This window comes from Streptomyces sp. TLI_55 (assembly GCF_900206255.1).
GTDB lineage: Bacteria > Actinomycetota > Actinomycetes > Streptomycetales > Streptomycetaceae > Streptomyces > Streptomyces aquilus.
Window position 1 is genome coordinate 8693795 of sequence record NZ_OAOJ01000001.1, and the last position, 22941, is coordinate 8716735.

The 22941-nt window shown below is 70.8% G+C and carries 18 protein-coding genes; 10 read left to right on the forward strand and 8 right to left on the reverse strand.

What is annotated here, in order from left to right; all coding sequences use genetic code 11:
* Window positions 1–279: 279 nt before the first annotated feature.
* Window positions 280–1161, forward strand: a complete 882-nt coding sequence (locus CRP56_RS39900) for a sulfurtransferase (RefSeq protein WP_097272549.1) — start codon at window positions 280–282, stop codon at window positions 1159–1161.
* 414 nt (window positions 1162–1575) lie between these two features.
* Entirely contained in the window at window positions 1576–2379 is an 804-nt protein-coding gene (locus tag CRP56_RS39905) for a DUF427 domain-containing protein (RefSeq protein WP_097272550.1), read from the forward strand.
* Window positions 2380–2449: 70 nt separating this feature from the next.
* On the opposite strand, the gene CRP56_RS39910 is transcribed toward CRP56_RS39905, so the two are convergent.
* A complete protein-coding gene (locus CRP56_RS39910) occupies window positions 2450–3235 on the reverse strand; it encodes a GNAT family N-acetyltransferase (RefSeq protein ID WP_097272553.1) in 786 nt (261 codons plus the stop codon).
* Between the two features lie 437 nt (window positions 3236–3672).
* On the opposite strand from CRP56_RS39910, the gene CRP56_RS39915 reads away from it, so the two are divergent.
* Window positions 3673–5436 carry a S8 family peptidase gene (locus CRP56_RS39915; protein WP_097272555.1) on the forward strand — a complete coding sequence of 588 codons (1764 nt, stop codon included), beginning with the start codon at window positions 3673–3675 and terminating at the stop codon, window positions 5434–5436.
* Window positions 5437–5580: 144 nt separating this feature from the next.
* Here the strand turns inward: CRP56_RS39915 and CRP56_RS48675 are convergent, their stop codons facing one another.
* Window positions 5581–5712, reverse strand: coding sequence for a hypothetical protein (locus tag CRP56_RS48675; RefSeq protein WP_257041592.1), 132 nt, complete (start codon window positions 5710–5712; stop codon window positions 5581–5583).
* A 379-nt stretch (window positions 5713–6091) separates the two neighbouring features.
* Between CRP56_RS48675 and CRP56_RS39920 the strand changes: the two genes are divergently transcribed.
* A complete protein-coding gene (locus tag CRP56_RS39920) occupies window positions 6092–8359 on the forward strand; it encodes a M4 family metallopeptidase (protein WP_097272557.1) in 2268 nt (755 codons plus the stop codon).
* 201 nt (window positions 8360–8560) lie between these two features.
* On the opposite strand, the gene CRP56_RS39925 is transcribed toward CRP56_RS39920, so the two are convergent.
* Complete coding sequence (locus CRP56_RS39925; protein WP_097272559.1) at window positions 8561–10105, reverse strand: TIGR00730 family Rossman fold protein; 1545 nt, start codon at window positions 10103–10105, stop codon at window positions 8561–8563.
* 238 nt (window positions 10106–10343) lie between these two features.
* On the opposite strand from CRP56_RS39925, the gene CRP56_RS39930 reads away from it, so the two are divergent.
* Together CRP56_RS39930 and CRP56_RS39935 are read left to right on the forward strand one after the other, a co-directional pair.
* Window positions 10344–11561 (forward strand): hydroxymethylcytosylglucuronate/cytosylglucuronate synthase, encoded by a 1218-nt coding sequence (locus CRP56_RS39930; protein WP_179851237.1) that lies wholly within the window; start codon window positions 10344–10346, stop codon window positions 11559–11561.
* A 106-nt stretch (window positions 11562–11667) separates the two neighbouring features.
* Window positions 11668–13191 (forward strand): MDR family MFS transporter, encoded by a 1524-nt coding sequence (locus CRP56_RS39935; protein ID WP_097272563.1) that lies wholly within the window; start codon window positions 11668–11670, stop codon window positions 13189–13191.
* Window positions 13192–13250: 59 nt separating this feature from the next.
* On the opposite strand, the gene CRP56_RS39940 is transcribed toward CRP56_RS39935, so the two are convergent.
* Both CRP56_RS39940 and CRP56_RS39945 read right to left on the reverse strand, forming a co-directional pair.
* A complete protein-coding gene (locus CRP56_RS39940; RefSeq protein WP_097272565.1) occupies window positions 13251–13982 on the reverse strand; it encodes a metal-dependent transcriptional regulator in 732 nt (243 codons plus the stop codon).
* Between the two features lie 8 nt (window positions 13983–13990).
* Window positions 13991–14530, reverse strand: coding sequence for a YbhB/YbcL family Raf kinase inhibitor-like protein (locus tag CRP56_RS39945; RefSeq protein ID WP_097272567.1), 540 nt, complete (start codon window positions 14528–14530; stop codon window positions 13991–13993).
* Window positions 14531–14639: 109 nt separating this feature from the next.
* On the opposite strand from CRP56_RS39945, the gene CRP56_RS39950 reads away from it, so the two are divergent.
* On the forward strand, window positions 14640–15344 hold the full coding sequence (locus CRP56_RS39950) for a GntR family transcriptional regulator (RefSeq protein WP_097272569.1): 705 nt from the start codon (window positions 14640–14642) through the stop codon (window positions 15342–15344).
* Between the two features lie 75 nt (window positions 15345–15419).
* Here the strand turns inward: CRP56_RS39950 and CRP56_RS39955 are convergent, their stop codons facing one another.
* The gene (locus CRP56_RS39955) at window positions 15420–16436 is read right to left on the reverse strand and encodes an MASE1 domain-containing protein (protein ID WP_097272571.1); all 1017 of its coding nucleotides are present in this window, start codon (window positions 16434–16436) and stop codon (window positions 15420–15422) included.
* A 59-nt stretch (window positions 16437–16495) separates the two neighbouring features.
* Window positions 16496–17326, reverse strand: coding sequence for a PP2C family protein-serine/threonine phosphatase (locus CRP56_RS39960; RefSeq protein WP_097272573.1), 831 nt, complete (start codon window positions 17324–17326; stop codon window positions 16496–16498).
* A gap of 213 nt (window positions 17327–17539) precedes the next feature.
* Between CRP56_RS39960 and CRP56_RS39965 the strand changes: the two genes are divergently transcribed.
* The 3 genes from CRP56_RS39965 (at window position 17540) to CRP56_RS39975 (ending at window position 20091) form a co-directional block, all read left to right on the forward strand.
* Window positions 17540–18349, forward strand: coding sequence for an alpha/beta hydrolase (locus CRP56_RS39965; RefSeq protein ID WP_097272575.1), 810 nt, complete (start codon window positions 17540–17542; stop codon window positions 18347–18349).
* On the forward strand, window positions 18346–19173 hold the full coding sequence (locus CRP56_RS39970; protein WP_097272577.1) for an SDR family NAD(P)-dependent oxidoreductase: 828 nt from the start codon (window positions 18346–18348) through the stop codon (window positions 19171–19173). Before CRP56_RS39965 ends, CRP56_RS39970 begins: the two co-directional genes overlap by 4 nt.
* An 84-nt stretch (window positions 19174–19257) precedes the next feature.
* Window positions 19258–20091 (forward strand): alpha/beta fold hydrolase, encoded by an 834-nt coding sequence (locus tag CRP56_RS39975; RefSeq protein WP_097272579.1) that lies wholly within the window; start codon window positions 19258–19260, stop codon window positions 20089–20091.
* Between the two features lie 18 nt (window positions 20092–20109).
* On the opposite strand, the gene CRP56_RS39980 is transcribed toward CRP56_RS39975, so the two are convergent.
* On the reverse strand, window positions 20110–22899 hold the full coding sequence (locus CRP56_RS39980) for a helix-turn-helix transcriptional regulator (RefSeq protein WP_097272581.1): 2790 nt from the start codon (window positions 22897–22899) through the stop codon (window positions 20110–20112).
* Window positions 22900–22941 lie beyond the last annotated feature (42 nt).

Here is a 22941-nt window from a genome sequence, read left to right on the forward strand (position 1 = left end):
GTGTGGGACACCGGTCGCTCGGGCTCGACTGCTGCGTACACGTGAACTCCTACGCGGGACGCCTGGAGGGCGTGGTTGGTGCGGTCGGCGTCCCCATGGGGACCGCGTTCGAACGAACGGATCCCAGACGCCCTCTCAGCCCAGCCGGGTAGGGGCTCCCGCGTAGATGGCCGAAACCATAGCCGCATGGCCGGGATGCCGCGCAAGCGCGGTCCGGAATATGGGACGACCTTGCTCGACGGGCGATACGCCCAGCTCACGGGCGTACGATCGGCCGCCATGACCTCCCTGCTGCCCGGCCCCCTGGTCGACGACACCTGGCTCGCCGCCCGTCTCGACGACCCCCGCGTGGTCGTCCTCGACGCCACCGCCCTGCTGCCCTCACCCCGGCACGACGGCGACTTCCGGAGTGCGAGCGGCCGGGACGCCTGGGCCGAGCGGCACCTCCCCGGCTCCCGGCACGCCGACCTGACCGGCGACTTCTCCGACCATGACGCGCCGTACCACTTCGCCGTCCCCACCCCCGAGGCGCTGGCCGCCACGCTCGCCCGGCTCGGCGTGGGGGAGGGCAGCGCGGTGGTCGCGTACGACAACGGCGGCGGCATCTGGGCGGCCCGGCTGTGGTGGATGCTGCGGGCCATCTCCGTGCCGGCGGCGGTGCTGGACGGAGGGCTGGCGGCGTGGGAAGCGGCCGGGCGTCCGGTCGTGTCCGGCCCGGAGACCGGGCCCGAGCCTGCCGGGACTCCCATCACCCCGGTCGTGCGTCCCGGAATGTGGACGAGCGTGGACGAAGTGGCGGCCATCAGCCGTGGTGAGCAGCCCGGTGCCCTCGTGTGTGCCCTGCCGGCCGGCGGTTTCGACGGCTCTGCCCCCACCCGCTACAGCCGCCGAGGTCACATCCCGGGCAGCCGCAGCCTCCCGGGCCGTGACCTGCTGGACTCCGCGGGCCGCGTACTCCCGGACGCCGAACTCGCCGCCAGGGTCGGTGCCGTGGTGGACGCCACCGACTCGCCGGTCGTCCTGTACTGCGGTGGCGGCATCTCGGCGGCGGGTGCGGCGCTCGCGCTCACGCTGCTCGGGCGTGACGACGTATCGCTGTACGACGGCTCACTGGAGGAGTGGTCCAGGGACCCGGCGCGACCGCTGGAACTCGGCGGCTGAGCCGCTCGGCGGGCCGGGACTCCCCGAACCCACTCAGCGGACGAGCACTCCCACCTCGGCCAGCCCCTCCTCCTGGAACACACCGACAGCGCCGTGCTCACCGTGCTCCACCAGGCGGACGACTACGCGGGCCTCCAGGGTCAGCGTTCCGACGGCTGGCCGGTGGCTCGGTGACCCGGTGCTCCTCCGCGGTCTTCGTCCACCCGAGCCTGGACACGGCCGTCGCATCCCTGCCCGAGTTCGCCGACCCGGACGGCTTCGACTTCGAGCCCGTCTCCGTTTAGGAACGAGCCGGCGGTAACGTCGAGGAGTACCTGCGCGTGTTCGGCCGCCCCGAGCAGCTCGCGGCCTGGCGCGAGAACCGCCTCTACGTCGCGGAAGTCACCGCGTGAGCCAGCAGGAGGAGAGCCGCTCATGACCACGTTCCCCACCGCACAGGCCGTGCGGACCACCCCGGAAGGCCTCCTGTGGGAGCCCAGCGAGCGCTGGGTCCGCGGCCGCAAGGGCGAGGTGACGGTCGTCGACAGCCGGCACCCCGTCCTGGTCTGGGAGCCGGGTGTCCCCGTCCCGCTGTACGCCTTCCCGCGTACCGAGGTCCGCGAGGACCTGCTCCGGCCCGCGAAGAACCCCCCGACCGGCACGCACACCGGCTCACGGATCTTCTACGACCTCGACGTCGACGGCGACCTGCTGGAGAACGCCGCCTGGACCTTCCCGGCCGCCGACCTCGCCGACCACATCGCCTTCGAGTGGTTCCGGCGCGTCGGCCGGGGCCTCGACCACTGGTACGAGGAGGAGGAAGAGATCTTCATCCACCCCCGTGACCCGCACAAACGCGTGGACGCCATCCCGAGCAGCCGCCACGTCGTGGTCGAGATCGACGGCACGGTCGTCGCGGACACCCACCGCCCCGTGCTGCTCTTCGAGACCGGTCTGCCCACGCGCTACTACATCCCGCGCGAGGACGTCCGCCTCGACCTGCTGACCGCCACCGAGCACCACACCGGCTGTCCCTACAAGGGGACCGCCGAGTACTGGTCATGGCAGGGCGGGACCGACATCCCACCGAACCTCGTCTGGAGCTACCCGGCACCCCTGCCGGCGGTCGGCGCCGTCCAAGGGCTGCTGGCTTTCTACAACGAGGCGGTCGACATCACCGTCGACGGCGAACGCCTTGAGCGCCCGGTCACCCACTTCAGCAGGACGCTCACGACGTAGGGGTGAGGCCAAGCCGCCGGTGGTGCTGATCAGGGGCGCCAAGCCCGGGACAAGGCAGGCGGGCGGAGCGTCAGTGGCCTTGAGGCGGTTGAGGGGTGATGGCGTGTTCGGTGAACTGGCCGCAGGGGCGGAACCCCAGGCGGAGGTAGACGGGCTCGCCGTCGGCTGACGCTTGCAGGACCGCGATGCGGTGGTCTCGGTTGCGCGCCGTGCGCAGGGCCGCGAGCGTCATGGCTTCGCCGTAGCCTCGGCGGCGGTGGGTGGCCAGGGTGCAGATGTTGTAGATGCCGGCGACTCCTGCATGGTGGAACACCTCGGCGGAGCAGACCGGACGGCTGTCCACATAGCCGACCAGGTATTGGGCCGGGCAGTGCGCGGCCAGTGCTTGCGGGGCGGCCTGGGCGAAGAAGCGGCGGACGCCGACGGCGGGCGGATTCCAGTTCGCGGCCACGACCGCGGCGTAGTCGGCGAGCTGCTCGGGCGTGGTCACCCTCTGGACGTCCAGGCTGTGGGTGGCAGGAGGGGGCACGGGGGTGGCGTCCAGTTCGGCCCACATCGCCGTCTCGCGTTCGGAGGCCGGCAGGCCTGCGGCCGTCAGGCGGGTGGTGAGGTCCGCGGGTGTCGAGGCGGGCCCCACCCACCAGGAGAAGGGGCGGCCGGTGCGGGTCAGCGCCTCGGTGGTTTCGGTGAGACGCGTCGTAGCGTCGGCGGCGGTGAAGCGGGCCGCGGCAACGATGTTGAACGTGTCGTCATCCAGGCCGCTGTCCGCGATCAGCAGGTCACCGACCTCTGTGACGGTCGCACCGGTCATGCTCCGGTGCAGGTGACAGGCATGTTCTGCCAGATTCCGTTCCATCCTGTCCAACAAGTCGGTTTGATCAAGGAAGTGACTACTCATGGCGACTGATCCCAGCATGGCTGGGTGTAGATCGCATGCGATTTCGGGTCGTCTGTGGTCGGCACTCCTGCCTGGTTGAGCCGGACGATTTTGGTCTGCGTTTCCGCAGCCCGTACCGCCGCGTGATCCTGCACGTCGACGAACCCTGGCCCCGCCCGGCATCCCGTCCGCGACGACCCCTGCGCCCGCGCCGCCACGCTGGAACACGGTGCGTCGATTTTCAGCCACTCCGATACAACCTCCCTGTACGGAAAGGTACTTCCGTACAGGGGCATGCACCTGACATCTTGCAGCCACCACTCGTTTCGTACGGCCCGGCCGGTGCCATAAGCGCGGCCGGGCCGTCTTCGGAGGACGCATTGATACCCCACAGATCCAGCCGACCGAGACGCACCTTGGTCCTCGCGGCCACACTCGGCGCCGCCCTCGCGTTCGGCGCCCCGGGCGCCCTCGCGGGGACGCTCCCGGTCGTCCCCTCCAAGGCGCCGGCCGCCAAGGCTCACACCTCGGCCGCCAAGACGGCTGCGCAGAGTGCGGCCTGGGTGGCCGGCACGCGTGCGTACCTCGTGATCACCGCCCCCGGTGACACTTCGGCGGTCCGCTCCGCGATCGCGGCCAACGGCGGCACCGTCTTCTCGAGCTTCGACGCCATCGGTGTGATCGTCGCCCACTCGGCGTCCAGCACCTTCGCCGCCACCATGCGCGGCGTGGCCGGTGTGCAGCAGGTCGGTGCCACGCGCACCTCGGACGTCCCGGCCGACGCCTACGACCCGGCGCTCCCGGCCAATCCGGCCCAGTCCTCGACGCCGGCCGGAGAACCGGTCCGGGCCGACATGAGCCAGATCAAGGCCGACCAGGCCTGGGCCGTGAACCCGGGCTCCGCCTCCGTCAAAGTGGGCATCCTGGACACCGGTGTGGACGACCAGCACCAGGACCTGGCGCCCAACTTCGACGCGGCCGACTCGGTCTCCTGCGCCTACGGCAAGCCCGACACCCGTACCGGCGCCTGGCGTGACGTCGACACGCACGGCACCCACGTGGCCGGCACCATCGCCGCCGCCAAGAACGGCAAGGGTGTCGTCGGCGTGGCACCCGGGGTGAAGATCGCCGCGGTCCGGGTCGCCGAGCCGGGCAACTCCTTCTTCTTCGCCGAGAACACCATCTGCGGCTTCGTCTGGGCCGGTGACCACGGCTTCAAGGTCACCAACAACAGCTATTACACGGACCCGTGGCAGTTCAACTGCCCGGACAACATCGACCAGGCCGCCATCATCGAGGGCGTCAAGCGCGCCCAGGAGTACGCCGAGAGCAAGGGCTCCCTCCAGATCGCCGCCGCGGGCAACGAGAACTACGACCTCGCCCACAAGACGACCGACTCGGCGAGCCCGAACGACTCGACGCCGGTCACCCGCACCATCACCAACGCCTGCCTCGACATCCCGACCGAGCTGCCGGGCGTGGTCACGGTCGCGGCCAACGGCACGGGTGTCACCAAGGCCTCGTTCTCCAACTACGGTCAGGGCGTCATCGACGTCGCGGCGCCGGGCAGCAACGTGTACTCCACCGTCCCCGGCGGCGGTTACGGCAGCAAGAGCGGCACCTCGATGGCCACCCCGCACGTGGTCGGCGTGGCGGCACTCATCGCCAGCGCCAACCCGGGCATCACGCCTGCGCAGATCCGCGCCAAGCTGGCCGAGCAGGCCAACGACATCGCCTGCCCCTCGGACAGCCGCTGCACGGGCACGACGGCCAACAACTCGTTCTTCGGCGAGGGACAGGTCGACGCCCTCAAGGCCGTCGGGGCCACCCCGCCGCCCGGCAAGTACTTCGAGAACCTCGCGGACTTCGCCGTCAACGACAACGCGACCGTGGAGAGCCCGATCGCCGTAACGGGTGTGACCGGCAACGCCCCGGCCACCCTCAAGGTGGGTGTGGACATCAAGCACACCTACATCGGTGACCTGAAGGTCGACCTGGTGGCGCCGGACGGCACCGTCTACACGCTGCACAACCGGGCCGGCGGCAGCGCCGACAACATCGCCCAGACCTACACCGTGGACGCCTCCTCGGAGGTCGCGAACGGCACCTGGAAGCTGCGCGTCAACGACAACGCCGCCTCCGACACAGGCAAGATCGACGCCTGGAACCTGACCTTCTAGCGCAGACCCGGGTACGAACTGCCGGGCGGAGAAGGGAACATGGGCCTCGGCGGCGGTGGACGCCGCAGCCGGGGCAACCATGCGGCCTCGCGCCGGGTCACCTCCGCCGCGGCCCGCCCATGAAGAGCGGGCCGCGCTGGTGGACTACTTGTAGGCACCCGCCACAATGGCCACCGTCACGGTGTCGCCGTCGCCCGCGGCGACCGCGGTCCCGGCGCCCGCGACCGCGATGACGATCCCGGCCGCGATGGCGAAGACCCGCACGATTCTGGTCACAACTGCCTCCCGTTGGTTGGAACTTGAGGCACTACGGTCCCACGAAGGCTTGGAGGGAAGCCCGAGGGACACCCCACGGAGCCCTCCCCGTGAGGCGAGGCCGAAAACCGACGCCGTCTGTGCCGATATGCCCGCCCGGCAAGGTCAATTCCAGCCGTTGCTTTGGCATTCCCATGACAAAACTGTGCGTGCAGTGCCACTCTTCTGCGGAAGTTCACGGTTCCTTGACGGAATCCCCACACGGAGCAAGTCTCCGCCCTCCACCCCCCACCTCCTTCAACCCGCATGCCGTGCAGCACTCCGGACCGGCACACACCGCCGCTCCGTCACCTCCACGACCCCCCACCACGGGCCGTCCGTTGTATCGAAGGAGAACCCGTTGTCCCTGCGACGCCGCGCTCTCACCGGGCGCAGACACACCGCCGTCCTCGCCTTCACGGCCATAGGCTCCCTGCTCGCCCTCGCCGCCCCCGGTCTCGCCACCGCGGTCCCTGCGGACCCCGGCCGCACGAAGATCACCGCCACCCCCAGGGCCGGCGCCGCCCAGCCGTCCCTGACGCCCGCCCGCCGCGCCGCCCTGATCAAGAGCGCCCGGTCCGCGGCACCCCGCACAGCACAGCGGATCGGCCTCGGCGCCCAGGAGAAGCTGGTCGTCAAGGACGTCATCAAGGACGCCGACGGCACCACGCACACCCGCTACGAGCGCACCTACGCCGGGTTGCCCGTCCTCGGCGGTGACCTGGTCGTCCACGACAAGAGCGGTCGTACGACCGTCACCAAGGCGAGCTCCGCCCGACTCCAGGTCCCCTCGCTCCGCCCGAAGCTCACCGCCGCCGGCGCCGCCACCAAGGCCCTCGGCATCTCGAAGAAGAGCAAGGTCAAGGGCGCCGAGACGGAGCAGGCACCCCGCCTGGTGGTCTGGGCCGGAACCGGCAAGCCCGTGCTGGCCTGGGAGACCCTCGTCGAGGGCGTCCAGAAGGACGGCACCCCCAGCGAACTCCAGGTCGTCACCGACGCCGGTACCGGCAAGAAGCTCTTGGCCGCCGAGCACGTCCACACCGGCACCGGCACCGGCCAGTACGCCGGCGAGGTCCCGGTCGGCACCACCCTGTCCGGTTCGACGTACCAGCTCGTCGACCCCGACCGCGCCGGGCAGCGGACGTACGACCTCAACCAGGGCACCTCGGGCACCGGCACTCTGTTCACGGACGACAACGATGTCTGGGGCAACGGCCTGCCGTCCAACCGTCAGACCGCCGGTGTCGACGTGGCGTTCGGCGCCGCGGCCACCTGGGACTACTACAAGGAGACCTACGGCCGCAACGGCATCCGCAACGACGGTGTCGCCGCCTACAGCCGCGCCCACTACGGCAGCAACTACGTCAACGCCTTCTGGCAGGACTCCTGCTTCTGCATGACCTACGGCGACGGCTCGGGCAACACCCACCCGCTGACCGCGCTCGACGTGGCCGCCCACGAGATGAGCCACGGCGTCACCGCCGCCACGGCGGGGCTGAACTACTCGGGGGAGTCCGGCGGGCTCAACGAGGCGACCTCCGACATCTTCGCCGCCGCCGTCGAGTTCTACGAGAACCTCCCCGCCGATCCCGGTGACTACCTGGTCGGCGAGAAGATCGACATCAACGGCGACGGCACACCGCTGCGTTACATGGACAAGCCCTCCAAGGACGGTGCCTCCGCCGACAGTTGGAGCCCCTCCCTCGGCGGCCTCGACGTCCACTACTCCTCGGGCCCCGCGAACCACTTCTTCTACCTGCTCTCCGAGGGCAGCGGCGCCAAGACCGTCAACGGCGTGGCCTACAACAGCCCGACGTCGGACGGCCGGCCGGTCACCGGCATCGGCATCCAGAACGCCGCCGCGATCTGGTACCGCGCGCTGACGACGTACATGACCTCCACGACCGACTACGCCGGCGCCCGCACCGCCACCCTGTCGGCCGCGAGCGACCTGTTCGGCGCCTACAGCCCGACGTACCTCGCCGTCGCCGACGCCTGGGCCGGGATCAACGTCGGCAACCGCATCGCCCTCGGCGTCAACCTCGCCCCGACCGCCGACCAGATCAGCGGCATCAACCAGAGCGTCAGCCTCCAACTCGACGCCTACACCACCAACACCGGCGCCGCCCTGACCTACGAGGCCACCGGACTGCCCGCCGGCCTCAGCATCAGCCCGACCGGTCTGATCAGCGGCACGCCGACGACCGTCGGCACCAGTGACGTCACGATCACCGTGACCGACAGCACCGGGGCGACCGCCACGGACACCTTCACCTGGAAGATCGGCTACGTCTACGGCAACAACACCCGCGTCGACATCCCCGACGTCGGGGCCGCCGTGGAGTCGCCGCTGACCATCACCGGCCGGGACGGCAACGCCTCCGCGACCACCTCGGTCTACGTCAACATCGTCCACACCTACCGCGGTGACCTCACCGTCGACCTCGTCGGCCCGAACGGCACCGTCTACTCCCTCCTCAATCGCAGCGGCGGCTCCGCCGACAACGTGGATCAGACGTTCACCGTCGACGCCTCCGCGCAACCGATCAACGGCACCTGGACCCTGCGCGTGCGGGACTGGGCAGCCATCGACGTCGGGTACATCGCCCGCTGGCAGCTGACCCCCTGACATCCACACCGACCGAACGACGCCGCCCGGGTCCTGAGGACTCGGGCGGCGCCATGAGCAACGTCGGCCGAGGCGTTCGAAGACTTGGGCGAACGGGTCGGTGATCCGGCCGCGGTGGATCCGGTGAGGGGCGCTGATGTTCACCGGGCCTGGTTCGTCGCCTCGGTAGCCCGGGGCGTCTGCCGGACGGGTGAGCTTCCTTCACCTGGTGCCGTTGGCGAGTGCTCCGGAAACCTCGGCGCCTCTGTGCACGGCCGGCCAGTCCCGGCACATCGCCAAGGCCCTGATTCCTTGGCCCGCGTCGGGACGACAGTCGTCGAGCATGCCGGACAGCACCTCGCCCGGGCCCAGTTCGAGACCGGTGGTCACACCGTCCCGGTGCAGTCGGTCGACCGCGTCGGTGAAGCGGACAGGTTCGCGCAGCTCCCGGATCCAGAACTCGGGTGTGGTGGCCTCGGCGCGGACGGGTCGCGCCGTGATGTCGGAGACCAGAGGGGTGTGCGGCACCTTCAGCCTCATGGCGCGCAGGACCTTGGCGTAGTCGTCCAGCAGCGGGTCGAGATGCGGTGAGTGCATCGCCAGGCTCACCCGAAGGAAGCGGCTGCGCCGTCCACGTCCCACCCATGCGTCGTGCAGGGCGGTCACCGCGTCCCGGTCGCCGGAAACGACCACGGCGCGTGGCCCGTTGACCGCCGCGATCACCACCCCGTCGATCGCGGGCAGTTCTGCCGGTGCGGCCTCCAGGGCTGCCATGGCGCCCGTCTCCGGCAGCGTGGCCATCAGCTGGGACAGAGTGCCGACGGCCCGGCAGGCGTCCGGCAGCGAGAAGACGCCCGCGACGTGGGCGGCGGCCATGCGGCCCGCCGAGTAACCGAACACCGCGTCCGGCCGTAAGCCCCAGCTCTCCAGCAGCCGGAACTGCGCCACCTGGAGGGCGAAGATGGCGGGGTTCCCGTACGTGATCCGGTCCAGCAGCGCGGAGGTGCGTGTGCCGGCCTCGGCGAACATCACGTCCCGCAGGGGCAGTTCGAGATATGGGTCGAGCAGTGTGCAGACCTCGTCGAGAGCGGAGGCGAAGACGGGGAAGGCGGCCTGGAGCTCGCGGCCCATGCCGGCCTGCTGCGATCCGGCCCCGGAGAACAGGAAGGCGGTCCGGCCCGCGGGCAGCACCACGGGCGGCGACGGTGGCGGAGCCACGGGCGCCGAGCCCACAAGGTGTTCGATCACCTCTTGCGTCGACCTGCACACCACGATCCGCTCCAGGTCCCGCGCGCGCAGAAATCCCTCGTCCTCGGCGTGCTTCAGAAAGCGCAGCAGGTGAGCGTAGAAATCCTCCGGGTCGAGGAGAAGGCAGGGTTTGCGGTGGATGTGCAATTGTGCCCAGGACAGCGCCTCCAGTAGTTCCTCCGCCGTACCCAGACCGCCGGGCAGCGCCACGAAGGCGTCGCCCAGCTCGGCCATGCGCGCTTTGCGCGCGTGGATGTCCGCCACCACCTCCAGCTCCGTCAGTTCCGTGTGTGCGATCTCGTACGGCAGCATGCGGCTCGGTACGACGCCGGTCACCGATCCCCCGTCGGCCAGGGCGCCGTCGGCCACCGCGCCCATGAGGCCGGTGCGGGCGCCGCCGTACACCAGGCGCAGTTTCGCCTCGGCCAGCGCGCGGCCCAGCTCGCCGGCCAGGCGCAGATGGCCGGGGCGGTGGCCCGGTGAGGATCCGCAGAAGACGGTCACGCTGGTCACGGCCACGGTATTTCCTTCATGTCGGAAAACAGCTCGCTTTCTGCTGGGGTAAGGAATTGTCAAGGACGTAAGAAAGGCGCCGAAGTGCCCGTCATCGGGGCGCTTCTGTTTCTACAGTGAAGCACGCGAAGAGATTCTCGCAATGGCTTGTCGCTTGTTTACTCCAGCTTTTGCTGCTTGGAGTGTGCATCGAAGTATTTTGCCGATTCTCGACGAAATCGAGGGCGATATGAATACCCATTCCGTGAGCCGACCGCTGGTGCTGGCCGTCGCCGGTGTCTCGTTCGGCTGGGGCAGCGCGGGAAAGATCGACTCCGTCGTGCGGGCTCTGCGCGGGCTGTGCCGAGTGCCACCACGCGTCGTCGGGTTGAGCACGGACCTCGGCCGGCCCCTGCTGGCCGGATCCGGCATCGACCGCTGGTACGAGGTGAAGGGGACCGACACCGCGCGGATCGCGGAGATCGTCCGAGCGGAGGGGATACGGGCGGGGTTGTGTGTGCTCGACGGGCCGACCGCCAAGTCGCTGGAGGCCGCGGGCGTGCCGGCCGTGTTCCTCGACAGCCTGCCCTTCTTGTGGTCCGAGGGGGATCTGACCTGGCTGCCCCTCGAAGCCGCCGCCTACTGCGCTCAACGTTCCCCGCGGATGGGGGAGGAGAGCCGGGTGGTGGTCGAGTCGGCGAAGCGGCTGCGATGGGTCGACGCGGTCGTGCCGCCGATCGGCCCGGCGCGGCGCACGGCTGACGGGCCGTCGGAGGCGCGGGAGCGGCAAGGGGTCCGCATCCCTGGTCGGCCGCGCGAGGCGCTGGTGAGCCTCGGCGGGATGCAGGCCCCCGGTCTGCCGGAGTGGCGCACCTACCCGCGGGCCGTGATCCCCGCTGTGCTGCGGGCACTCGCCGACTGCGAGGCGGGCGCGGTGCGGGTGGCCGGCAACCTCACCCCCGACCTGATCCACGAACTGGCCGCTCAGGTACCCGAGGGGCTCGCCGTGGAGTTCGGCCCCCTCGTCCACGACGACTTCGTCGCGGCCATGGACCGCTGCGACCTGCTGCTCACCTCGCCGGGCCTGACCACGCTGCTGGAGGCGAGTACGTACGGCGTCCCGACCGTCACCCTGCCCCCGCAGAACGTCAGCCAGATCTTCAACGCCCGCTTCCACCAGGAGGCGACGGGCTCGGACACCAGGCTCGCCTGGCCGGTCGACGTGTTCGACGAGGAGGCCGTGATAGCGGCACGCAGACAGGGCGAAGCCGCCGCCCACGGTGTCGTCCACGGCGGGATGGCCCAGGCGTCCCGTCTCCTGGCACCGCTCCAGGACGAGTTACGGGCACGGGTCGTGGTCGCGGTCCGCCGAGCGGGGCAGGCGGACGTGGACTGGCGGGGACTGGCCACGGCCATGGGTACGGAGGGAGCGGCGCAGGTCGCCGAGGAAATCCTCGCCGCCGTCGGACAGTCCGGTGAATGACGGGCCGCGCGGGGTGAGGAACCTGCCGAGTCCGGAGGCCGACGCCTCCTTCGAGCCGGTCGTGCGCCTTTCGCACCGTCGCAGGAAGGCTGTTCTGACAAGCGTCATGCTGGGGCTGTTCCTGTCGGCCCTCGACCAGACGGTGATCTCCGTGGCCCTGCGGACGATCACCGACGATCTGCACGGGCTGAGCCGACAGGCGTGGGTGACCACCGCCTATCTCGTCACCGGCACGGTGGTCGGCCCGATGTACGGGAAACTCGCGGACGTCTTCGGCCGCCGGCGCACCTATGCCGCCGCGATCGCCCTGTTCGCCGTCGGCTCGTTGCTTTGCGCGGCGGCCGACTCCGTGACCGAACTGGCCGTCTTCCGGGCGGTCCAGGGCTTGGGCGGTGGGGGGCTGGCCTCCCTCGCGATGACCGTGATCGCCGATGTCACCACCCTTCGGGAGCGCGGGCGCTATCAGGGCTTCTACACCGCGGTGTTCGGCACCGCCGCCCTTGCCGGCCCGGTCGTCGGAGGCGTCCTCGCCGGACAGGACACACTGCTGGGGGTGGCCGGATGGCGCTGGATCTTCCTGATCAACCTCCCGCTGGCCGCGCTGGCCCTGGTGATGGTTCTACGGCTGCTGCGCGTGCCGCACCGGCCTGTACGTCACCGGCTGGATGTACTGGGCGCCGTCGCTCTGGTGGCCGGAGCGGCCCCGCTGCTGGTGGTGGCGGAACAGGGCGGAGTCTGGGGCTGGGGATCGCGTGCGGCCTGGTCGCTCTACGGGGCCGGGCTGTTCGGCCTGGCCGCTTTCGTCGCGGTGGAGCGGCGCGCCGGCGACGCGGCTCTGCTGCCGCTCAGGCTGTTCCGTGTCCATGTCTTCCGGCTGGGCGTCACCCTGCACTTCATGGTCGGGTTCGGGGTGTTCGGCGCGGCCGTCACCGTGCCCCTCTACCTGCAACTCGTCCAGGGTATGGGCCCGGTGGAGGCGGGACTGGCCTCCCTTCCCACCGCCGCCGCCGGCTTCGTCGTGACCCTGGTGGCGGGGCGCGTCATTGCCCGTACCGGTCGGATCAAACCCTGCCTGGTGGCCGGGGTGGCCTGCCTGGCCCTCGGGCTGCTGGTCTGTGCCGGTCTGGGCAGGGGCAGTTCGATGCTCTTGGCGACCGCGGGAATGGTGCTGCTGGGCGCGGGCATGGGTGCCGCGATGCAGACGATGACGACGCTGGCGCAGTCCGGGGCGCCGCGACCCGACATGGGGGCCGCGACGGCCGCGGTCCACTTCTTCCGCACCAGCGGCGGCACCGTGGGCACCGCGGTCTTCCTCTCCGTCGTCTTCTCGTCCGCCGCGTCCCACATCCACGAGCGGATCTCGGCCGCGTCGAGAAACGCCCGGTTCCACCACCTCGCCGAGCGGCCCGGCAACGCGCGGGTGATCACCTCGCTTCTCGGACCGGGCGGCCACGGCGCGCTTCAGGATTCCTCGGCCCTCGTTCGTCTGGACGCCCTGCTGGTCCGCCCCTTCCGGGAGGGCTACGCCGATGCACTGCACGCCGCCTTCCTGCTGGGGGCTGTGGTGATGCTGGCGGCGTTGGTACACGCCATGGTGCGGGTACCTGACCGCACCCTCCCCGACGCGTGAGGCAGGATGGCGGGTGGTGACAGCCCGAGCTGTCGCCCTCCCGTTCACCAGCGGGGCAGTCAACCGCCGTGCTGAAGCCCCGGACCCTCACAGCCCTTTCGGTGCTTGGCCACCAGGACGTGCGCGGCGGTCTGCGCGCGGAGTTCGGCCGTCCGGCCGCCGCTGCCGACCAGCACGCCGCCGGGTGACGACGTCACGCTCACGACAGCGCCGGGCCGCACTCCGGCGCGCCGCAGGGTGTGCATCAACTCGGGATCGGCCTGGAGCGGCTCGCCGATGCGCCGCACGACCACGCTTGCGCTGCCGGGCCCCCGCTCCAGGTCGTTGAGGCTGACCACGCTCTCGTCCGGGATCGGATCCGCGGCGGGCTCCTCGCCGAGCTCCTCCAGGCCCGGGATCGGGTTGCCGTACGGCGACTGTGTCGGGTGCCGCAGCAGCGTGAGGATGCGGCGTTCGACGGCCTCGCTCATCACGTGCTCCCAGCGGCAGGCCTCGGCATGGACCTGCTCCCACTCCAGCCCGATCACGTCGATGAGCAGGCATTCGGCGAGCCGGTGCTTGCGCATGACGCGGACGGCCAACTGCCGGCCTTCCTCGGTCAGTTCCAGGTGCCGGTCGGCGGCGACGCGCAGCAGGCCGTCGCGCTCCATACGGGCGGCGGTCTGGCTGACGGTGGGGCCGCTGTGGTTCAGTCGCTCGGCGATCCGGGCGCGCAGCGGGGCCACGCCTTCCTCCTCGAGCTCCAGGACGGTGCGGAGATACATCTCGGTGGTGTCGATGAGTCGGGACATGCCGTGTCTCAGGCGAGGGTTTCCGCGGTGGCGGTCAGGACCGCGCGGCCCAGGATGTGACCGGCCATGGTGAAGCCCAGGACGGCCGGGGTGGCGTCGGTCGGGACGCCTATGGATGCGACGCCGAGGGCGTGCACCACGATGAAGTAGCGGTGCGGGCCGTGGCCGGGCGGCGGGGCGGCGCCGATGAAGCGGGCCGCGCGGGCGTCGTTGGGCAGCTGGAACGCACCCTCGGGCAGGCCCGAGCCGGTGTCGTCGCCGGCGCCCTCGGGCAGCTCGGTGACGGTGGCGGGGATGTCGGCGACCGCCCAGTGCCAGAACCCGGACCCGGTGGGGGCATCGGGGTCGTAGACGGTGACGGCGTAACTCTTGGTGCCCTCCGGCGCACCGCTCCAGGACAGCTGCGGGGAGAGGTCTTTCCCGCCGGGGACGCCGAAGATGCCGGAGAACTGCTCGGGCGGCCAGGGAGCGCCGTCGCTGACGGTGGTGCTGGAAACGGTGAAGGAGGCCGCCTCGGGGAGGCGGGCGAAGGGGTCGTTGGCGCTCATCGCGTCGTTCCTTTCCGGATGTGCCGGGGCTGGGGCTTTCGCCGGCAGCCATCTGGATCGACGATAACATAAATAATCGATTATTCGCTCCATCGTCTATGATGACGGCATGACTCAGACGGCCCCCACCTCGGCCTCGCCGGGGAAGCAGATGCTCTCCGAGCAGGTCTACGCACACCTGCGGGACGCGATCATGCGCGGCGAGTACGCCCCCGGTGACGCCCTCAAGCCGCAGGATCTCGCCAAGGAACAGGGCGTGAGCCTGGCTGTCGTGCGCGAGGCGCTGGTGCGGGTGGTCGGCGAGGGCCTCGCGGACCGGCTGCCCAACCGGGGCTTTGCCGTCCCGGCCCTCTCCGACCGCCGCTGGCAGGAGATCGCCGAAGCCCGCCGGACCGTCGAACCGGTCGTGCTGCGCATGTCCGTCGAGCGCGGCGACGTCGACTGGGAGGCCCGCGTACGAGCCGCGCACCACCGTCTGGCCCGCACCCCGGCATACGGGCCGGAGGAGGGGGCGTACTACAGCAGCGCATGGTCCGAGGCCCATCGGGTCTTCCACCGCACCCTGCTGGAGGGGTGTGGCAATTCCGTGCTGCTGGAGACCTTCGACCGGATGTGGACCGCGAGTGAGCTCGCCCGCCGCTGGGCGGCGCTCCGCATCGCCGAACAGGTGGGCACGGACGAGCACCGCCGGCTCGAGGAGGCCGCGCTTGCCCGCGACGCCGACACCGCGGCCGACCTCCTGGCCCAGCACCTCACCCAGACCCCGGCCGCACTCACCGGCCGTACCCATCCCGAACCCACGGCGGACGCCTGACGCCCCCCAAGAACCCGGCGGGACGGCCCGTGGTCTCCGATGAGCGGGATGGTCAGGTCGCCCGGGCGGCGTGACTCAACGGCCCGTCTCCTTCTGGCGCGCCCTGTCCCGGGTCTCCCCGTCCGGCCGTGTCGGCCCGCCCGGTGGCGTCTTGCCCGCGGTGAGATGCTCGAGTACCTCGACCAGCTCCTGGCAGGCCCGTTCCACCGAGCGCCGGGTGTTGTGCTGCTCGGTGATCACGGCGGAGAGCAGCAGGGCGGTGAGGGCCATGGTGCCGTTGAACGCCTGCAGTTTGAGCATCACTTCGATCCGGTCCAGGCCCTCGAAAGGGCCGGCCCTCTCCGTGGCGGCGACGGTGGCCATGACGGACGTGACGAGCGCGCAGAGCATGCTGCCGACCAGTTGGAAGCGCAGGGCCGTCCAGATCAGCAGCGGGTAGACGAGGAACAGCACGCTGAGGCTGCTGAACGTGACCAGTAATACGGAGCCGCATGTGATGAGAGCGAGCCCTGTGGCCTCCTGCCAGCGGGACAGGGGTGGGGGCCAGCGTGCCCCATGGAGCGCCAGCAGGAGTGGCGTGACGATCAGGACCCCCATCGCGTCCCCCACCCACCACGCCAGCCACACCTCCCAGAGGCCGTGGCCATGGAGCCGGTCGGTGATCACGAGCATGCCGACGCCTACCGAGGCGCTGATCAGCATGCTGGTCAGGGCCCCGAGGAACACCAGGGCCAGGCCGTCCCGGAACCGGCTGAGGTCGGTGCGGAAACCCACCGCACGGAGCATGAGGCAGGCACAGACGGGCGCGGCCGTGTTGCCCACCAGATTGCCGAGCACCTCGGGTTGCAGCGAGGTGAGGTGCATGATGACGAGCAGGGAACCGAGGGTGATGCCGGGCCAGACACGCAGCCCGAAGATCAGCAGGGCGGCGACCGCGATGCCGGTCGGCGGCCAGATGGGGGTGAACACCGCCCCTTCGACGGCCAGATTGCGCAGGAGCCCGAGCCGCCCCGCGGCGTAGTAGCAGCCGGCGACGGCCAGCACCTGGAGGGCGACGACGCCGGTCCGGCGCAGATTCTCGGTACCCACCACACAAGCCATCAGACACTGGCATGGCCGTTCCGGCTACGTGGGAGCGGCGGCATGCCGCCTTACAGCTGAGGTTCGGTTCCCTCGTGGCCGACGACCAGCACGGCGGCGTCGTCCTCGTGGCCCACCTGGTCGGCGCCCCGGATCACGGCGGTGGCGAGCGCGCCCGCGTCCATGCCGGCCACGGCGGCGATGCCGGCGAGGCGTACGACCTGGTCCAGGCCCTGGTCGACCTCCATCGAGGGTCCCTCGACGACGCCGTCGGTGAGAAGGACGAACACTCCGCCCGTCGTGAGCTGGTACCGGGTCACGGGGTAGGTCATGCCGGCCCCGACACCCAGCGGCGGACCGCCCTCGTCGCTGCCCACGCCGGACTTTCCGTCTGCCGTCGCCCAGACACTGGGGACATGGCCGGCGCGGGCGCTCTCCAGCACGCCGGTGGACGGGTCGAGGCGCATGAAGGTGCAGGTGGCGAAGAGGTCGGCGCCGAGGGACAGGAGGAGATCGTTGGTCTGTGCGAGGAGCTCGCCGGGCTGACTCGTGACGGAGGCGAGTGCGCGCAGGCAGACGCGTACCTGTCCCATGAAGGCGGCGGCCTCGATGTTGTGGCCCTGTACGTCCCCGATGGACAGCCCGATCCGGCCGTCCGGCAGGTAGAAGGCGTCATACCAGTCGCCGCCCACATTGAGGCCGTGGTGTGCCGGTACGTAGCGCACGGCCAGGTGGTAGCGGGGCACCGTGGGCATCTCCGCGGGCAGCATGCCGCGCTGCAGGGCGATGGCCAGCTCGACCTGGGACCGCTGCAGCTCCGCCTGCTCACGCGCCTGAGCCGTCAGCGAGCTGAGTCTGGCCAGCAGCTCGTCGCCGTCGTGCGCCGGGCCCTTGCGGGACATGGACCGCTCCGAAGGATCTGCACCGGTTCAGGGTGCTCGACACAAATTACTCATATTGGATGATAGCGGCGCCGTGATGTGCCGGAACGCGAGCGGTACCGCTCCGTCCAGCCTCGCCTGAGCACTGGGGTGTGACCCCGGTGCGAGTGCGGCGGGGTTCGGGTTTCGTGGGCGCATGCCGGGTCAGCGCACCCACACGAGAGGGGCCCGCCCATGACCGTCCCGCTTCCCGTGGTCTTCATCCACGGCCTTTGGCTGCACAGCACCTCCTGGCAACCGTGGATCGATCTGTTCCGAGCGGAGGGCTACGACCCCTCCGCACCCGGGTGGCCCGGCGACCCCGACACCGTCGAGGAAGCGCGTCAGAACCCCGAGAGTCTCGCCGGATACGGCATCGACGACGTCGTGGAACACTACGCGGCCCTGATCGAGACCCTGCCCGCCCGGCCCATCGTGATCGGTCACTCCTTCGGCGGAATGATCGCCCAGAAGCTGCTCGGCCAGGACCGCGCCGCCGCCGCGGTCGCGATCGACGCCGCACAGATCAAGGGCGTGCTGCCCCTGCCGCTGTCCGCGCTGAAGGCGACGCTCCCGGTCTTCAAGAACCCGGCCAACAAGCGCCGGTCGGTCTCCCTGACCCCGGAGGAGTTCCGGTTCGCCTTCGGCAACGCCGTCGCGGAGGAGGAATCGGCGGCCCTGTACGAGCGCTGGACCATCCCCGCACCCGGCAAGCCGCTCTACGAGGCCGCCGCCGCCAACTTCAACCCCCACTCGCCCGCGAAGGTCGACACGGACAACAGCGGACGCGGCCCCCTGTTGCTCATCTCCGGCGGCAAGGATCACACGGTCCCCGAGGTCGTCACCCGGGCCACCCTCAAGCAGTACCGGCACTCCGAGGCCGTCACCGACATCATCAACTTCCCCGACCGCGGGCACTCCCTGACGATCGACGGCGGCTGGCGCGAGGTCGCGGACACCGTTCTGCGATGGCTGCGGCAGCACAGTCCGGAGACGGCACGATGACGTCGGCCTCCCGGGGTACAGCACACCCCGGTGCCGACGCGGGTCTCGCCGGACGGACCGTCGTGGTCACCGGTGCCGGGCGCGGCATCGGACTGGCCGTGGTCGAGGCCTTCCTCGCGGCCGGATCCCGCGTCGTCGCCGGATCGAGGGAACGTACCGAAGCCCTCGACGCACTGGTGAAGCAGGGCGCCGAACTCGCCGTCGTGGAGGTCGACCTGGCGACCTCCGACGGTCCGGCCGCGCTGGTCGCCGAAGCCGTGGCGGTCCACGGCGGTGTGGACGTCCTCGTGAACAACGTCGGCGCGGTACGGCCACGGGTCGACGGCTTCCTGAGTGTGACGGACGAGGACTGGGAGTGGACGCTCACCGTCAACCTCATGGCCGCCGTCCGCACCACCCGGGCCGCCCTGCCCCACCTGCTCGCCACCGGCGCGGGACGCATCGTCACCGTCTCGTCCGTCAACGCCAGGCTGCCGGACCCGCTGGTCATCGACTACGGCGCGGCCAAGGCAGCGTTGACCAACTTCTGCAAGGCCCTGTCCAAAGAGGTCGGACCGCAGGGCGTGCGGGTGAACACCATCGGTCCCGGCCCGGTGGAGACGGCGCTGTGGCAGGGCGCCGGCGGCGTCGCCGCCACGGTCGCCGAGTCCCGGGGCGTCGATCCCCGAGAGGTGGCCCGCGGTGCGGCGGGCCAGTCGCTGACCGGCCGCTTCACCCGTCCGGCCGAGGTGGCCGACCTCGTCCTCTATCTCGCCGGTCCTGCGGCGGCGAACATCACCGGCGCCGACTTCGTCATCGACGGGGGCCTCGTCGAGTCCCTCTGACCCACCGTCAGAACACGGGCCGCCACCACGGAACCACCCCGCTCCGGCACCCCTCTCATCCGTCAAGCTCCGAAGGGAACCGACATGGCCTACATCACCGTCGGGCAGGAGAACTCCACCGACATCGAGCTGTACTACGAGGACCACGGAAGCGGACAGCCCGTCGTCCTGATCCACAGCTACCCGCTCGACGGACACTCCTGGGAGAAGCAGCTCCCGGCCCTGCTCGACGCCGGCCACCGGGTCATCACCTACGACCGGCGCGGCTTCGGCCGGTCCTCGCAGCCGACCACGGGCTACGACTACGACACCTTCGCCGCCGACCTCAACACGCTGCTGACCGAGCTCGACCTCACCGACGCGGTACTCGTCGGGTTCTCCATGGGCACCGGAGAAGTCGGCCGCTACCTCGGCACGTACGGATCGCAGCGCGTCGCCAAGGCCGCCTTCCTGGCCTCGCTCGAACCCTTCCTGCTCAAGACCGACGACAACCCGACCGGCGTCGACCAGTCCGTCTTCGACGGCATCCTGCAGGCGGTCACCAAAGACCGCTACGCCTACTTCACCGGTTTCTACGAGGCGTTCTACAACCTCGACGAGACGCTCGGCAGCCGCATCAGCGAAGAGGCCGTGCGAGGGAGCTGGAACGTGGCGGCGGGGGCCTCGGCGTACGCGTCGGTGGAGTGCGTGCCCACCTGGCTCACCGACTTCCGCGCCGACGTCGCCAGGATCGACGTACCGACGTTGATCCTGCACGGGACGGCGGATCGCATCCTGCCGGTCGACGCCACCGGCCGTCCCTTCCACGCACTGCTGCCTTCGGCCCAGTACGTCGAGGTCGAGGGCGCCCCGCACGGTCTGCTGTGGACGCACGCCGAGGAGGTGAACGCCGCGCTGCTGTCTTTCCTGAGCAAGTGACGCCGGCCTGAGGGGGAGTCAGGCTTCGGTCGCCGGGCCCGGTTCGCCGATCGCGTGGGGGATCCGCTTGCGGGAGGTGATGCCGAGCTTGCGGAAGACCCTGCTGAGGTGGAATTCGACGGTCGACGCCGTGACGAACAACCTGGTCGCGATCTCCGTGTTGGTCAGCCCGGCGGCCGCCATGGAGGCCACCTGCCGTTCCCGCGGGGTGAGATCGAACCTGGTCTCCTCGGACCGCCTGCGGGCCGTCGCGCCGGTGGCGAGCAGTTCGAGCCGGGCACGCTCGGCGTACGGCAGCGCACCGAAGGCGTCGAAGCTCTCGTACGCGGCACGCAACTGCGTCCTGGCGTCGGAGCGCCGCTTGCAGCGGCGCAGCCACTCGCCGAACAGCAGCCGCGCGCGGGCCTGTTCCAGGGCCAGTGGACTCTGATCGAGCAGGTCGAGCGACTCCTGGTAGAACTTCTCCGCGTCGTCTCCGTCGGCCGTCAGTGCCAGGCCCAGGGCCAGGCTGGCCAGTGCCCAAGGGGTGGCGGCGAGCGGGGCGCGTTCCTCCAGTCGGGCCACAGCTTCGCTCGCGCCGGCTCGGTCGCCGGTACGGACACAGGCCTCGACGAGCTGCGTCAGGACGAGGTTGCCGCAGGCCGGTGAGTCCTTCTCGAAGACCGTTCGCGCGTGCTTCAGCGCCTGCTCGTAGCGGCCATGCCCCAGCTCGAACACCGTCAGAGCGTGCTGCGCCAGGAGTTGGAGCACGCCGTGGCCCATGCTCCGCATCTCCGCGGCTCGCCCCACCGCCGAGCGCAGCTCCGCCTCCTGGCCGGTCAGGGCGAACAGATGGAGCCGGTTGATGTCCCCGCCCCCGGGGAAGCCGGTGTCGGCGGCGATGTCGTCGAACTCCGCGTAGCGGACCTCCGCCTGCCTGAACCGCCCGTCCAAGAGGTCGTAGCGCGCCTGGACGAGCAGCGTGATGCTCAGCGCGTACAGTGCGCCGGTGTCGCGGTCGGCCGCCGCCAAGCGGTCGGTGAGGTCACGCCCGGCCTGGACCTCCCACAGATCGTCGCAGGCCATGGACAGCATCACCGCGAAAGGACTGCGCGCGACACCGATCGTGCAGCCGCGCAGCAACCCGTCCAGCGCGGTGTGCAGCGCGGGCGCGCCGCATTCGTAGCCGTCGGCCACGCGCCGGGCCAACGCCTCCATCAGAAGGTCGCGGCCGTCCAGGGACGATGCGTCCGCGATGTGCTGCCGCGCGGCGATCGCGGCCGCCGCGACCTCGGCCGACGATGTGCCTTGCACGGAGTCGTGGGCGACCAGTGCGGCGTGGAGGGCCTCGCAGAGCAGCTCCCAGGACAGCCCCGGCTCCCGGGGGCCGAGCCTGGTCACGGCGGCCATGAGCATCGCGGGGACGTCGGCCACAGCGATCCTGAACATCTGCGCGGTCGCCCGTATCCGCAGCTCGCGTGCGCCCAACACCGGGCCACGGATGTCGGCGGACGCGAGATCCAGCGCGGTCTGCGCGGCGAGCGGGTCACCGGACATCAGATGGGCCTGCGCTGCGTCGAGCAGGCGTTCGGCGCGAGTGTCCGGGGCTTTGGTGAAGGCCGCGGCGCGGGACAGGAACAGCGCTTGCTGGGAGTAGCCGCCGCGGGCGCGGGCCCGCTCGGAGGCCGCTTCGAGATCGTCGGCGACGGCGTCGTCCACGCCCTCGGCGGCCTCGGCCCGGTGCCAGGCGCGGCGATCGGCATCGCGTACGGGGTCGCAGGCCGCGGCGAGTGCCGCGTGCGCCCGGCGCCGTTCCTCGGCTGAGGCTCCCGCGTACAGCGTCGAGCGGATCAGGGGATGGCGGAACGCCGCCGGGGTGTCCCGGCCGAGGACGCCGGCGGCGATGGCCGGTTGCACGGCGCGGGCCGACAGCCCCAGACGCCCGGCCGCCCGCCACACCGTCGCCGTGTCGCCCGCGGGGACCGTGGCGAGGAGCAGCAACAGGGTCGTGGTCTCGGGCGGCATGGCGTGGACCAGTCGCCGGAAATGCCCTTCCAGCAGCCGGCTCACCGGCAGGGGATCGGGCAACGGCGCGACACCGGCCAGTTGTTCGGCGGCGAGGGCGTCGGTCAGCTCCAGCAGGGCCAGCGGATTGCCGCCGGTGCCGGCGACGATCTGTTCGGCCACCGCTGTGTCCACCCGTCGGGTGGCGAAGGAGAGCAGGGCCTTGGCTTCCGTCTCCGGCAGACCGGTCACATGATGCACGCTCAGTGCCTCGAAAAGGCCGTTGCCCTCGGGCCCGTTCCGGAGGGCGACGATCACGCCCAGGGAGTCGGCATGCAGGCGGCGGGCGGTGAACGCGAGCGCCTCGGCCGACTCCCGGTCCAGCCACTGAGCGTCGTCCACCAGCAACAACAGCGGCTGCTCGGCGGCGGCGTCCGACAGCAGCGTCAGCGTCGCGAGTCCGACCAGATAGCGGTCCGCGGGCGGCCCCGACACCAGGCCAAGGGCCGCGTCCAGCGCGGCCCGCTGCGGCCCGGGCAGCCGGTCCGTCCGGTTCAGGAACGGCCGCAGCAACTGGTGCAGGGCGCCGAAACCGAGACTGGTCTCCGTCTCGACCGGCGTCAGACGGATCACGCGAAGTTCCGCGGCCCGCTGTGCGGCGTGATCCAGCAGCCGGGTCTTGCCGATCCCGGCCTCGCCGGTCAGGACGAGGACGGCACCGAGGCCGTCGCGCACGGCGTCGAGCAGACGGCCGATGGCCGCGCGTTCGGTGTGGCGGCCGACCATCGGCGGCCCAGGTTCCTCGTGGACGTCGTTCCACACCATGGGACCGATCCCCCCTGTCGATGTGCTGACGTGAGGAACGCT